At 70.9% G+C, this 14,017-nt stretch carries 8 protein-coding genes; 6 read left to right on the top strand and 2 right to left on the bottom strand.

What is annotated here, in order from left to right; genetic code table 11:
• Both KUM40_RS14035 and fdxA read left to right on the top strand, forming a co-directional pair.
• Positions 1 to 714: thiamine pyrophosphate-dependent enzyme (locus KUM40_RS14035; RefSeq protein WP_254395069.1), on the top strand; the 714-nt coding region annotated here is incomplete at its 5' end.
• The gene (gene fdxA, locus KUM40_RS14030; RefSeq protein WP_217166197.1) at positions 683 to 1,006 is read left to right on the top strand and encodes a ferredoxin; all 324 of its coding nucleotides are present in this window, start codon (positions 683 to 685) and stop codon (positions 1,004 to 1,006) included. The genes KUM40_RS14035 and fdxA, both read left to right, overlap by 32 nt.
• A gap of 17 nt (positions 1,007 to 1,023) precedes the next feature.
• Here fdxA and KUM40_RS14025 read toward each other — a convergent pair whose 3' ends face one another.
• Entirely contained in the window at positions 1,024 to 1,962 is a 939-nt protein-coding gene (locus tag KUM40_RS14025; protein WP_217166195.1) for an SDR family oxidoreductase, read from the bottom strand.
• A 240-nt stretch (positions 1,963 to 2,202) separates the two neighbouring features.
• Between KUM40_RS14025 and KUM40_RS14020 the strand changes: the two genes are divergently transcribed.
• The 3 genes from KUM40_RS14020 to KUM40_RS14010 all read left to right on the top strand — a co-directional run bounded on the left by KUM40_RS14020 (position 2,203) and on the right by KUM40_RS14010 (position 11,337).
• Positions 2,203 to 3,045, top strand: coding sequence for a helix-turn-helix transcriptional regulator (locus tag KUM40_RS14020; RefSeq protein ID WP_217166193.1), 843 nt, complete (start codon positions 2,203 to 2,205; stop codon positions 3,043 to 3,045).
• A 154-nt stretch (positions 3,046 to 3,199) separates the two neighbouring features.
• Positions 3,200 to 10,159, top strand: coding sequence for a glycoside hydrolase domain-containing protein (locus tag KUM40_RS14015; protein WP_217166191.1), 6,960 nt, complete (start codon positions 3,200 to 3,202; stop codon positions 10,157 to 10,159).
• A gap of 215 nt (positions 10,160 to 10,374) precedes the next feature.
• Positions 10,375 to 11,337 (top strand): sensor histidine kinase, encoded by a 963-nt coding sequence (locus KUM40_RS14010; protein ID WP_217166190.1) that lies wholly within the window; start codon positions 10,375 to 10,377, stop codon positions 11,335 to 11,337.
• On the opposite strand, the gene KUM40_RS14005 is transcribed toward KUM40_RS14010, so the two are convergent.
• Positions 11,316 to 11,825, bottom strand: a complete 510-nt coding sequence (locus tag KUM40_RS14005) for a MarR family winged helix-turn-helix transcriptional regulator (protein WP_254395067.1) — start codon at positions 11,823 to 11,825, stop codon at positions 11,316 to 11,318. The two genes, KUM40_RS14010 and KUM40_RS14005, sit on opposite strands and share 22 nt — an antisense overlap.
• 74 nt (positions 11,826 to 11,899) lie before the next feature.
• Here KUM40_RS14005 and KUM40_RS14000 point away from each other — a divergent pair, with 74 nt between their 5' ends.
• Complete coding sequence (locus KUM40_RS14000) at positions 11,900 to 14,008, top strand: MMPL family transporter (protein ID WP_217166188.1); 2,109 nt, start codon at positions 11,900 to 11,902, stop codon at positions 14,006 to 14,008.
• The last annotated feature ends 9 nt before the right edge of the window (positions 14,009 to 14,017 follow it).

Genomic DNA, 14,017 nt, shown 5'->3' with positions numbered 1-14,017 from the left:
GTCAACCTCAAGATCCTCCTCTTCAACAACCGGATCTACGGCCTGACCAAGGGCCAGTACTCCCCCACCAGCGAAGCCGGGAAGATCACCAAGTCCACCCCGATGGGCTCACTGGACGCACCCTTCAACCCGGTCTCCCTCGCCCTCGGCGCGGAGGCGTCCTTCGTCGCCCGGACCGTCGACTCCGACCGCAAACACCTCACCGAGGTCCTGCGCCAGGCCGCCGAACACCCCGGCACGGCACTGATCGAGATCTACCAGAACTGCAACATCTTCAACGACGGCGCCTTCGAGGTCCTCAAGGACAGGCAGCAGGCCGAGGAAGCGGTGATCCGCCTCGAGCACGGGCAGCCCATCCGCTTCGGCACCGACGGCACCAAGGGCGTCGTACGGAATCCGCGGACCGGCGACCTCGACGTGGTCGCCGTCAGCCCGGAGAACGAGTCCCAGATCCTGGTCCACGACGCGCACTCCACGTCCCCGACCACCGCCTTCGCCCTCTCCCGACTCGCCGACCCGGACACCCTGCGCCACACCCCGATCGGCGTCTTCCACGACGTGGAGCGCCCCACGTACGACGCACTCATGGCCGATCAACTCGACACCGCCGTGGAGCGGTACGGCAAGGGCGACCTCGCCGTGCTCCTCGCCGGCAACGACACCTGGACCGTGGAGGACTCACATGACCTACGTCATCGCCCAGCCGTGCGTTGACCTCAAGGACAAGGCATGTGTCGACGAGTGCCCCGTCGACTGCATCTACGAGGGCCCGCGCAAGATGTACATCAACCCGGACGAATGCGTGGACTGCGGGGCCTGCGAGCCCGTCTGCCCCGTGGAGGCCGTCTTCTTCGAGGACGACACACCTCAGGAGTGGTCGGAGTTCCGCATGGCGGACACCGAGTTCTTCACCGAACTCGGCACGCCGGGCGGTGCCGCGGGGTTCGGAGCGGTGGGGCACGACCACCCGATGGTGGCGGGACTGCCCGTGACGACGTCCCCGTGACGCCTGCGGGAGAGGGGTCAGGAGCAGCGCACCCCGGCCAGTTCCTCGGACCGTTCCCAGATCCGACGGGCGTCGTCCGTGCCGCGCAGCCGGCCGTAGAGCTTCTGCCGTGCGGGCGGGCCGCCGAGGTGGCCCGGGCCGCTGGGGCCGTAGAACTCTCCGCGTTCGGCCTGCGGCGACGTGGCCGCGTACAGCGCGGGGAGCTGCGCGGTGCGGACGGTGCCGAGGAGGATGCCGCGGGCGGACAGGGCGCGGATGACGCGCACGCCCGCGGTGTCCCGGGTGCGGCCCAGTTCGGGGCGGGCGGCGAGCAGGCTGGTGGGGGCGACGCCCGGGTGGGACAGGTTGCTGGTGATGCCCCAGTCACCGGCCGCGCTGCGGCGGTCGAGTTCCAGGCCGAAGAGCCCGAACGCGATCTTCGACTGGCTGTAGGCGCGCCTGCCGTCGTAGGAGCGTTCCCAGTTCAGGTCGTCCCAGTTGATGGCGTTCTGGTTCGCCGCGACGCTGACCTGCGACGTCACGCGTGCCCGGCCGGCCCGCAGCAGCGGCAGTAGGTGGGCGACGAGGGCGAAGTGGCCGAGGTGGTTGGTGCCGAACTGCAGCTCGAATCCGTCCGCGGTCGTCTGGCGCTCGGGTGGTGTCATGACCCCGGCGTTGTTGACGAGCAGGTGGATCGGGCGGTCCTCCGCCAGCAGGGTCTTGCCCAGCGCGGCCACGGACGTGAGCGAGGACAGGTCCAGCGTGCGCAGTGAGACGTCCGCGTCGGGCACCCCCGCGCGGATCGCGTCGAGCGCCGCCTCGCCCTTGCGCGGGTTGCGGACCGGCAGGAGCACCTCCGCGCCGGCGGCCGCGAGGCGGGTCGCGATGCCGAGTCCGATGCCGTCGCTCGCGCCGGTGACGACCGCGCGCTTGCCGGACAGTTCGGGGACGGTGATGTCGAAGTCGGTGCGTGGCATGGTTCGCTCCCTCGTGGCGTCGTTGCCTCCACCGTGACCGAATCGGCGATGCCGGTGCAGGGCCTGCCGATCCCCTGACCGCGGGGCCGAGGCATGGCGCCCCCGTTTCGTTTCCGCAGGTCACGTCCTGTTTTCGAGCAGGCTGGAGCCACTTTGGGTGCCGGAGAGGGGGATCGGCCGTCCGTGGCTGCGCCGTCGCGTCGGCGGTAGAAAGGGAAGCGGCACCGAAGAGAGGACGCCATGGAGATCGACCGGACCGGTCTTGCCGCGTTCCTCCGGCGCAGGCGGGAGCTGCTGCAGCCCGAGGACGTCGGACTCCCGCGGGGACAGCGCCGCAGGACCAGTGGCCTGCGCCGCGAGGAGGTGGCGGCGCTGTGCAACATGTCGACGGACTACTACGCGCGTCTGGAACGGCAGCGCGGCCCCCAGCCCTCCGAGCAGATGGCCGCCTCGATCGCGCAGGGCCTGCATCTGTCCCTGGACGAGCGCGACCACCTGTTCCGGCTGGCCGGGCACAATCCACCCGTCCGCGGCACGGTCGGCGAACACGTCGGCCCCGGCCTGCTGCGCATCCTCGACCGCCTGGCGGACACCCCCGCCGAGATCGTCACCGAACTCGGGGAGACCCTGCGCCAGACCCCGCTCGGGGTGGCCCTGACCGGCGACACCACCCGGTTCACCGGACCGGAACGGAGTATCGGCTTCCGCTGGTTCACCCTGCCGGCCACCCGCGCGCTGTACGCGCCGGAGGAACACGCTTTGCTCTCCCGCGTGTTCACGTCCGGACTTCGCCAGATCGCCACCGTGCGGGGCCCGGGCTCCCGGGCGGCCCACTACGCCGACTTCCTCCTGGAGCGCAGCGAGGAGTTCCGGACCCTGTGGGACACGCACGAGGTGGGTGTCCGCCCCAGCCACGTCAAGCACTTCCGCCACCCCGAGGTCGGACCGCTGGAACTGCACTGCCAGACCCTCGTCGACCCCGACCAGTCGCACCTCCTGCTCGTCTACACCGCCACCCCCGGCTCCGAGAGCCACGACAGGCTGCGGCTGCTTTCCGTCATCGGCACCCAGACGGTGGGCTGACTCCGACGCGGGCGATCGCGTGAAGGCTCTGTACGAACTGCGTTTCCCCGTTGTATGACTTCTCCCTATGTGATGGCGGATGCGTTGACCCGAGGCGCGTGTTTCGGGTGTCGGTTGACAACGTTGTCCTCAGGGGAAAGGGTCCGTGCTCGTCATGCCTGACAGATCCAAGAGACCACCGATACGGTCGGCCGGGCCCCGAGCCCTGCGCGCGACGGTCGCCGCGGTACTCGCCGGGGCGCTCGGCCTCGGCGTGTTGACGGGCGGCGGCACCGCCTCGGCCGTACCCGCCACGACGGCGTCCGCTTCCGCTTCCGCGTCCGGGGAAGCGTCCGGCGGGACGACGGACTACACGAAGCTGGTCGACCCGTTCGTGTCGACCGCCGGCGACGACGGCAACGACCTGCCCGGCGCGCAGGCGCCGCACGGCCTGGCCAAGGTCAACCCGATGACCGTGCCGGGCCGCAACCACTCCGGATACGACTACAACGAGGACCACATCGCCGGGTTCACCGCCACGAACCTGGACGGCGTGGGCGGTTCGGGCGGCGGCGGCGACCTGCTGGTCGTCCCGACGTCCCAGCGGTACGACAGCCGCCCGGCCACCGGCACGTACGCGCACCCGTACAGCCACGACGACGAGACCGCGACGCCCGGCTACTACCGGGTGGGACTCGGGGCCCCCTCCGGGACCATCGACGCCGAGATGACCGCGACGACGCGCACGGCGATCGAGCGGTACAGCTTCCCCGACGGTGCGCAGCCCCAGCTCGTCCTCGACCTCGCCAACAACTTCACCAGCCGCACCCGCTCGACCCTGGACGCGACGACGCTGAAGGACGGGACCACCGCGATCAGCGGGCTGGTCGCGGGGTCGTTCAACGGCGCCTCGTACCGCCTGTACTACTACGCCACCACGAACGCCCCCGTGACGTCCCTGCGCAGTTGGGGCAACGACGGCACGCTGAGCGAGGCGACCTCGCGGGACGGCACCGACACCGGAGCCGTCCTCGGGTTCGACGAGGCCGACGGCGACGACATCGAACTGCGCGTCACGCTGTCGCCGATCAGCGCCGACCAGGCCGCGACCGACCAGCACAGCGAGGTGCGGGGCCGGACCTTCGACGAGGTGCGGGCGCAGGCGAAGGCGGACTGGAACAGCACGCTCGGTGCCGTCGCCGTCAAGGCCTCCAGGAAGGCCGACCCCGACTCGACGCTCACCAAGCAGTTCTACACGCACCTGTACCGCATGTACGCGCTGCCGGTGAACGCCACCAGCACCAGCGGGACCTACCGGGGCGTCGACGGCGCGGTGCACAAGGCGAACGGCTTCACGTACTACGACGGCTGGTCCACCTGGGACGACTTCCGCAAGTACTCCGTCGAGGCCTACATCGACCCGGCCACCTACCGGGACATGGTGCAGTCCGCCGTCATCCTCTTCGCCGACGCGCACGCCTCCGGCAAGAACCTCGGCAGTCTCACCCACTCGGTGCCGACCGTGCGCTGGGAACGCTCGGCGGTGGTGATCGCCGACGCGGTGTCGAAGGGCTACAAGGACTTCGACCGGCTCGACGAGGCCTACCCGGCGCTGAAGTCGTACACCGGCTACTACACGGGAACGGAGCTGCGGCAGGGGTACGTCACGGGTGACCCCGGTACGACGGTCCAGCGCGGCTACGACCAGTGGGCGCTCTCCGTCATCGCCGACGCGCTCGGTGAGGACGCGGACGCGAAGAAGCTGCGCGAGCAGGCGACGATGGCGATCGACAACCTGGTCAAGCCCGGCGCCTGGACCGCCGCCGACGGCACCGAGGTCGGTCTGCTCACCCCGCGCGACGGCGACGGCGACTGGCAGGGCGTCGACTACGAGAAGTTCGAGGAGGCGAAGCTCTACCAGGGCACCCTCTGGCAGTACCACTGGTACGACGCGTACGACATGGGCGGGCTCATCGAGGCCATGGGCGGCGAGAAGGCCGGCAGGGCGGCGATCCGGCACATGTTCGGCGAGGACTCGGACGCCGACGACGGCTCGACCATGCTGCACTCCAACGCCAACGAGATCGACCTCCAGGCGCCCTACCTCTTCAACTACGTCGGCGAGCCGAGCCTGACGCAGAAGTGGGTGCGCGCCATCTACACCGGCGAGACCTGGAACCGGTACATCGCGACGGGCTCCACGAACGAGGCGCCCAGCTCCGGCGGCGAGTTCAGGCCGCCGGTGAAGACCAAGGCCTACGAACTCGCCCCGGACGGCTTCCTGCCGACCATGGACAACGACGCCGGCACCATGTCGACGATGTTCGTGGCCGCCGCCCTCGGGCTGTTCCCGGTGACCGCGGGCTCCAGCCAGTTCCAGATCGGCAGCCCGTTCTTCGACTCCACGACGATCAGCTACGCCAATGGCGCCGAGTTCACGGTGAAGGCCGACGGGGTCTCGCCGAGCGACTACTACGTGCAGCGCGCGACGCTCAACGGCAAGCGGTTCTCGAACACGTGGCTCGACTACTCGCAGATCGTCTCCGGCGGCACCCTGAAGTTCGACATGGGCTCCGAGCCGTCGTCCTGGGGCGCCCGCAGCGAGCCCGCGTACTCGCTGAACACCGACACGGGCGACGACGGCGACGACCCCGGGCCGGGCAGGGGCACGACCGTCGTCTCCGCCCGCCCGGACAGCGTCGAAACCGTCGCGGACGGCACCGTCCGCGCGCGGGTCAAGCTCCGCCTGTCCGGCAGGGCGTCGTTCGCCGCACGCAAGGGGACCAGCCTCACCCGGACCGGCGCGGCGAGCGTGACCGGCCTCCCCGACGGGCTCGAGGCCGACCTGCGGGTCACCGGCAGACGCACGGCGTCGCTGAAGCTCACCGGCACCACGAAGACCGACGTACGCGTCGGCCTCACCTTCCGCGACCGGGCCTTCGCCCACGGCGTACCGGCCTCGACGGTGAGCGGCACCGGCGTGTCGGTGACCGACCCGCTGATCGTGTCGGCCGCGGCGGTGCACCGCAAGAGCCTCGACGCCCTCACCGACGAGGCGTCGCTGGTGCGCGAGGGCAACTACTCGGACGGCTCCTACAGTCTGTTCCGGGCGGCACTGGAACGCGCGCGGACCGTCCTCGCGGACTCCGGCTCGGCGACGGGCACGCTCATGGCCGCGCACGACGCGCTGCGGTCCGCCGTCGACGCGCTCACCCTCGACGAGGGCGGATACGCCGTCCTCCAGGCCGAGGACCCCGACCGGATGGAAGGCCCCAGCCTCGTGAAGGAGGCGTACTACTCGGACGGCGACCTCGGCGGAGTCACCGAGGGGTCGTGGGAGCAGTTCGACGGCCTCGACTTCGGCGGGGTCGCGCCGCGGAGCGTCTCCGTGCGCTACGCCAATTCGCAGGCCACGACGGCGCAGCCGAGCAGCGTCGACATCCATGCGGGAGACGCCGACGGACCGGTCGTCGCCACCGTCCAACTGCCCGGCACCGGCGGCTGGCAGTACTACACCACGGTGCAGGCGGCGGTCACCGACCCGGACGCCCTGCTGGACGCGTCGAGCGCGACGTTCGTGTTCCACGCCCCGTCGGGACAGCAGTGGGTGTCGAACTTCGACTGGTTCCAGTTCTCCCCCGACGAGTCCCCGTCCACCTCCCCGACCACGACACTCGCCACACTGACCACGGCCAACACCACGGCGACCGGCGACGGTTCGCTGCCGCTGAAGCTGTCGAACGGCGTCTTCGAGAACGTGACGAACGGCGCGTGGGCCGAGTGGCGGGACACCGGCCTGGGTGACGGCGCCGACACCGTCGCCGTCAGCTACGACAAGCCCCGCTCCCGCGCGGCGTCGGACTCGCACATCGAACTGCGCCTGGGTTCGAAGGACGGCCCGACGGCCGTCACCGTCCCCCTCGACTACACCGGCTCGGGCTGGGGAACGGTCTCCACGACCAGCGTGCGGCTCGACCCGGACGTCTTCGCGGGCGTCCAGGACGTGTACGCCGTCTTCGTCTCCAGCACGCAGACCGACGCCCAGCCCTACGTGGCCAACGTCCACTCGCTCACCCTGACCCGGGAGGCGGACGCCCCGGTGGTGTTCGACGCCACGGCGTTCGAGGCGGACAGCGGCGGCGGACTCAAGAGCGAGCCGGCCACCTGGAGCGACGCCGGTTCCGCCACCAGCCTCGGCGGCACCTACGACGGCGCCTGGCTCGACTACGGGAACATCGACTTCGGCGACTCCCCGAAGAACACCGTCACCCTCACCTACGTCAACAACTCCGCCCGCTGCGGCACCGGTTCCGCCGTCCAGCTCTACCTGGACTCCTTCGACGCGGACAACCCCGGTACGCCGTACGCGACCGTCCCGCTGCCGGTCACCGGCAGCTCGTGGTCGTCGGGAGGGACGACCAGCCTGACCCTGCCCGAGGCCGTCACCGGCACGCACGGCGTGCACCTGCGGCTGACGACGAACGCGGACGCCTCGCACCCGTACGTCGCCAACCTCGGCCAGATCACCTTCGACCACGTCGAGGCGCCCGCCGAGACGGACCTGTCCGCGCTGCGCAAGGCGGTCGACCAGTACGAGGGCCTGTCCGACGACGCGGACCGGTACGGCACGATCGACTTCGGGGTGTTCCGGCGCGAACTCGCCGCCGCCCGGGACCTCCTGGGCGCCGACGACGCGACGCAGCTCGAGGCCGACCTGCGGACCCGGAGCCTCACCCTCGCCGCCAACCAACTGGTCCCGCTCCCGAGGCTCAGGCTGGAGAACCTGGTCGCCACCGCGTCCGCCCTCGACAACGAGCGCTACACGGAGGCCTCCTGGTCGGCGTTCACCACCGCGCTCACCCGGGCCGAGGACGCCGTAGCGGACGACGCGGCGGCGGACAGCACCCTCACCGCGCGCCGCACCGCCCTCGACCGTGCCATGTCCGGGCTCACCACGAAGCGCAGGACGGTGCCGAGCGCGCCCGACGCGGTGTCGGCGACCCCGTCCGGCACGAGCGTGAAGGTCGCCTGGTCCGCTCCGAAGGACGACGGCGGTTCCCCGGTCACCGGCTACGAGATCACCCTCAGCGGCGGTCACCAGGTCGAGATCGCCGATCCGGACAGCCGGAGCACGGTGTTCACCCGGCTGAAGTCCGGCACGTCGTACACGGCCCGGGTCCGGGCCGTCAACGCCCTCGGCGACTCGGCCCCGAGCGCCGCCACCCGGCCCGCCGTCGCGGGCGGCAACAAGCCTCAGACGCCGACCGTCACGGCCGTCGTCACCGACGGCGAGCGGGTCCGCGTGACCTGGCGGTCCGCCGGTGACGGCGGATTCCCGGTCATCGGCTACACCGTGGCACTCGACGACGGCACCACCGCGCACGTGTCCGGCACCACGGACTCGGCGCTCCTCGCCACCGCGAGCAGGGCGAAGACCCACACCGCCACCGTGACCGCCGTCACCCTGGCCGGCACCTCGGCCGACCCGGACCCGGCGGCCGGGTCGACGACCACGTCCTCCACGTCCTCCACCGCCTCCACCGCGTCCACCGCCCCGGCGGACGACGAACCGTACGAGCCGTCCCCCTTCCCGGACGACGTGCTCAACGCGACGTACGCGTCGGACGCGTGGCCGAAGACCGACGACGGGACCGACTACTTCAACAAGCTCCTCAGCGGTTTCGACGACCTCCCCTCCAGCACCCTCGGCGCCAACACCGAGCTGCCCGCGGGCTCCCCGCTCAGCGCGGAGAACGACAAGATCACCGTGAGCGTCAACAACGCGGCGTCGCAGAAGCAGGTCGACCGTGCCGAGGTGGACGCCACGAACAGCGCCACCGTCACCATGGCCGACGGCCTCGGCTCCCGGCTCGGCCCGATCTACCGCGATGCCCTGGAGGAAGGCCAACTGCCCAAGACCAGCGCGCTGTTCTCCCGCGTCACCAAGAACCTCGACACCCACGGCGCGGCGAAGGACCACTACGACTACCTGCGCCCGTACGTGCGGCTCGGCTTCACCGGCGACGGCGGCGCCGTCTACGAGTCGCAGGACAGCTCGTACAGCGGCCTCGCGGGACAGGGCTCCTACCCGAGCGGCCACACCTACGGCGGCTACGAGGCCGGGACGATCCTCGCCACGCTGCTGCCGGACCTGGCACCGTCGATCCTCGCCCGCACCTCGGAGTACGGGGACAACCGCCTCGTCCTGGGCTTCCACTACCCGCTCGACGTCATGGGCGGCCGCGTCACCGCCCAGGCCACCGTGGCCCACCGATGGGCGGACCCCGCTTTCGAGAAACTGCTGACACAGGCCCACACCGAGATCGAGAACGTACTGCTCGCGCAGTGCGCGAAGGAGGGATACGGCGACACGCTCACGGCCTGCGCGGGCGACCCCTACGCCGGAGCGAGCACGGCACAGCACATCGACCAGTACACGCGGCGGCTGTCCTACGGGTTCTCCCAGGTCGGCAAGGGCGGCCAGGTGCTGAAGGCGCCGTCCGACGCGGCGTCGCTGCTCATCACGGCCTTCCCCGGCCTCACCGACGAGCAGCGCACCCAGGTCCTGGAGCAGACCGCGACGGACTCCGGGTACCCGCTCGACCTCACCGGGACCGGCGGGCCGAGCTGGCAGCGGATCAACCTGGCGGCGGCCATGGCGGCGGACGTGGTCGTGAACGCCGACGGGTCGGTCACGGTGACCAACTTCTCGGACGCCACGAAGGCCAGTGTCGCCGACGCCTCCGCGATCACCGTGGGGGGCGTGGCGATCGACGGTTTCGATCCGGAGGTGAGCACGTACGTCGTGGACTGGCCGAGGCGCGGAAGGATCCCGGCCGTCAGCGCCGTGGCCGCCGAGTCCGGCGCGCGGGTGAAGGTCACCAACGGCAGTTCGACCGTCTCGTCGTCGCAGCACAGGTTCACCACCCGCACGATCACGGTGACCTCGGCGAACGGTGCGGTCACCCGGACCTACACGGTCGGGATCCAGCGTGCGGACCACCATCACCGGTCGGCCGCGACCGGCGGTGCCGTAGGCGGTGACGGTGCCGCGGGCGGTGACGGGCGGCTCTGGTCGCCGGCCCGGGAGTGGGAGGCGACGCGGGACATGCCCTGGGCACCGGGCAGGGGGTGAGCTCGGCGGTCTCCCGCTGACCCCCGACAGGCGCACCGCCGCCGCCGTGACGGCACAGCCGCACGGCGGCGGTGGTGCGTGGTGGTGCGTGGTGGTGCGTGGTGGTGCGTGGTGGTGCGTGGTGGTGGATGAAATGGGTGCCGGAACCGATGGACTCCGGGCCGTCCGTCGCGGACGCTGCTGCGAACGACTGAACGGCGGAGAGGCGGTACCGGGTGCCCTTGTTCTGGAGGATCTCGCTGTTCAACGCCGTGGTGCTGGTCGCCGCGACGGCGTTGTTGCTGGGACCGGTCACCGTGTCGACGCCCGTGCTGCTGACCGAGGCGGCGATCCTCACGGTGGGTCTCGTGGTGATACTGATCGCCAACGTCCTGCTGCTGCGAATCGGTCTCGGGCCGCTGCGGCAGCTCGCGCGCGCCATGACGACCACGGACCTGCTGCGGCCGCGGGTCCGTCCGAAGGTGGACGGCGACGGTGAGATCGCCGAGCTGATCACCACCTTCAACACCATGCTCGACCGGCTGGAGGCCGAACGCGCGCTGAGCGCCGCCCGGACGCTGAGCGCGCAGGAGTCGGAGCGCCACCGTGTCGCCCAGGAGCTGTACGACGAGGTGGGACAGACCCTCGCCGCCGTGCTGCTGGACCTCAAACGGGTCGCGGACCAGGCGCCCGGACCGGTGCGGGCGCAGCTCTCGCAGGTGCAGGAGACCACCCGGTCCAGCCTGGACGAGATCCGCCGCATCGCCCGCCGCCTGCTCCCGGGGGTCCTGGAAGAACTGGGCCTGACCAGCGCGCTGCGATCACTGGCGGACGAGTTCACCGGCCCGTCGCTGACCGTGCGCCACGACATCGCCTCCGGCCTGCCCGACCTCGGCGACAACGCGGATCTCGTCCTCTACCGGGTCGCGCAGGAGGGCCTCACCAACGCGGCCCGGCACGCCGACGCACGTGTGGTGCTCCTCACCCTGGAGCGTGCCGGGGACGCCGTCGAACTCCGGGTGCGCGACGACGGCCGCGGCGTCGACGGCTCCGAGGAGGCCGAGGGAGCGGGCATCCGCGGCATGCGTGAGCGCGCCCTGCTGATCGGCGCCGACCTGGTCGTCGGCCCCGCGCGCGGGGGCGGGACCGAGGTGCGGCTGACCGTGCCCGCCGGCGTTCAGCCCATGGGCCACGACTGACGCAGCAGAACGAGTTCCCGGTTCATCTCCCCGAGGAAGCGGACGATCACCGTGAGCTCCTCGGCCGTGAAGCGGCTGCGCGCGGTGTCGGTGCTTTGCGCGAGCGGGCGGAAGTACTCGCTGGTCATACCTCTCGCGGCGGCGGCGAAGTGCAGGTGGATGACGCGGCGGTCGTCGGTGGCCCTGACCCGGTGGATGTGTCCTGCCCGTTCCAGCCGGTCGAGGCACGCGGTGACGGCGCCGGACGTCAGGTTGAGCTGCTTGCGCAGACGGCTGGGTGTCATGGGCTCGTCCCGACCGTTCGGGTCGGCGTCCAGGATGGCGATCAGGGCCTGGACATCGGTGAGGTGCAAGTCGTGCGCCTGGGCGAATTCGTGGGCGAGGCGATTGAACTCGCTGTTCATCTGTCGCAGCAGGACGGCGAAGGACTGCAACCCTGTCGGGTCTTCTTCCGGAAGAGGTCTCGAAGGGACTCCTGGGCCGCTCATGGCTCTAGTATAGGATCACTCAATGATTGAGATACTCATTCATTGACTTAACTCTTCCACTGCTGGGGATGCTCATGAGAACCGCACCGCGCTGGGCCCGGTGGCTCGTACCCCTCGTTCTGCTGCTGGTCTGGCTGGGTGTGGGAGGCACCCTCGGGCCGTACGCGGGCAAGCTGGGCGAGGTCGCCACCAACGACCAGGCCGCCTTCCTGCCGCAGAGCGCCGAGTCGACACGGGTACTCAAGGCGCGTGAGGCGTTCGACCAGTCCGAGACCCTGCCGGCCATCGTGGTGTGGACGGCGGACGGGGACCGGATCACGGCGGCACAGCGGGCGGCGGCCACGGACGCCGTGGGAACACTCGACGGAAGTACCGGCGTGGTCGGCCGGCCGTCGCCGGCCCTGCTCTCCGAAGACGGTCAGGCGTTGCAGGCGGTCGTCCAACTCCGGCCCGACCTGGGCGACGAGTTGCCCACGGTGCTCGACGAGGTGCGCGCGGCGGCGCAGAGAGTGCCGGACACCGAGGCCCAAATCGCCGGACCGGCGGCCAGCCAGGCCGACCTTTCGGACGCGTTCGCGGGCATCGACGGACTCCTGCTGGGGGTGGCACTCGCCGCCGTGCTGGTGATCCTTCTGCTCGTCTACCGCAGTGTCCTGCTGCCGTTCCTGATCATCCTCGGCTCGGTCTTCGCCCTGGGACTGGCGTGTGCCGTGGTGTACGCGCTGGCGGAGCGGGACGTGGTGAGGGTCGACGGCCAGGTGCAGGGCATCCTGTCCATCCTGGTGATCGGTGCCGCCACTGACTACGCGCTTCTGCTGGCCGCGCGTTTCCGGGAGGAACTCGGCGTGCGGGGTGACCGCGTCGCGGCCGCCGTGGCAGCGGTGCGGCGGTCCTTCGGCGCGATCACCGCCAGCGCCGCCACCGTGGCGCTCGGGCTGCTGGCTCTGCTCGCCAGTGATCTCACGAACAACCGCGCCCTCGGGCCGGTGGGTGCCATCGGCATCGTCTGCGCCGTGCTCACCACGCTCACCTTCCTGCCGGCCGTCCTGGCCCTGCTGGGTCGTACCGCCTACTGGCCCACCCACCCGAAGGCAAAGGACGCTTCCGTGGAGGGCCACTCGGTGTGGCGCCGGGTCGCGGCAAGAGTGAACGCCCGGCCCCGCCTCACCTGGGCCGTGACCGCGCTCTTCCTCGCCGCCCTCGCGGCCTTCTCCCCCACGCTGTCCGCCAGGGGCGTGCCTCTCGACGAGATCTTCGTCAACGACGCCCCCTCCGTCGCCGCCCAGGAGACGGTCGGTCAGCACTTCCCCGGAGGCTCGGGCAATCCCGCGGTGATCATCGCCGACGCGGACCGTGCCGACGCGGTGACCGCCGCCGCGAAGGACACCGAGGGCGTGGCGTCGGCGAGCGCGGTCTCCGCCTCGGGACGTCCCGGGGCCGGTGAGCCCCAGGTCGTGGACGGGCGCGTCCGCATCGACGCCACCCTCAAGGCCGCGGCCGACAGCGACGCGGCCAAGGAGACCGTGGAGCGGCTGCGCGAGAACCTGCACGCCGTCCCGGGGGCCGACGCGCTGGTCGGCGGGTACACGGCACAGCAGTACGACACCCAGGAGACCGCCGCCCACGACCGGACGGTGATCGTCCCCGTGGTCCTCGGCATCATTCTCCTCATCCTGATTCTGCTGCTCCGCTCCCTTCTCGTACCGGTGCTGCTGGTGGCGACCGTCGCGCTCAACTTCCTGGCGACGCTGGGTGTCTCGTCGCTCGTCTTCAAGCATCTTTTCGGGTTCAGCGGGACGGATGCGTCCGTCCCCCTCTACGGCTTCGTGTTCCTGGTGGCTCTCGGCGTCGACTACAACATCTTCCTGATGTCCCGGGTGCGGGAGGAAGCGCTCACACTCGGCTCGCGGCAGGGGGTGCTGCGCGGGCTGACCACGACCGGCGGGGTGATCACCTCTGCGGGTGTGGTGCTCGCCGCGACGTTCACGGCGCTGATGGTCATCCCCCTGGCCTTCCTGGTACAGATCGCCTTCATCGTGGCCTTCGGGGTGCTCCTCGACACCCTCGTGGTCCGCTCGCTGCTGGTACCGGCGCTCATGATCGACATCGGGCCCCGGGCCTGGTGGCCCAGTGCGCTCTCCCACGACGACGCCCGACGTGCCGAGGGCCCGCACCGCCTCTAGCGTGGGCCG

The organism is Streptomyces sp. AC512_CC834 (assembly GCF_019049325.1).
Classification (GTDB): domain Bacteria; phylum Actinomycetota; class Actinomycetes; order Streptomycetales; family Streptomycetaceae; genus Streptomyces.
This window is presented reverse-complemented; position numbering and strand designations above follow the sequence as displayed.

Excerpts from the sequence above, each read along its gene's own strand:
- KUM40_RS14000 (WP_217166188.1), top strand. The coding sequence starts at position 11,900 with ATGAGAACCGCACCGCGCTGGGCCCGGTGGCTCGTACCCCTCGTTCTG.
- KUM40_RS14025 (WP_217166195.1), bottom strand. The coding sequence starts at position 1,962 with ATGCCACGCACCGACTTCGACATCACCGTCCCCGAACTGTCCGGCAAG.
- fdxA (WP_217166197.1), top strand. The coding sequence starts at position 683 with ATGACCTACGTCATCGCCCAGCCGTGCGTTGACCTCAAGGACAAGGCA.
- KUM40_RS14005 (WP_254395067.1), bottom strand. The coding sequence starts at position 11,825 with ATGAGCGGCCCAGGAGTCCCTTCGAGACCTCTTCCGGAAGAAGACCCG.
- KUM40_RS14020 (WP_217166193.1), top strand. The coding sequence starts at position 2,203 with ATGGAGATCGACCGGACCGGTCTTGCCGCGTTCCTCCGGCGCAGGCGG.
- KUM40_RS14015 (WP_217166191.1), top strand. The coding sequence starts at position 3,200 with ATGCCTGACAGATCCAAGAGACCACCGATACGGTCGGCCGGGCCCCGA.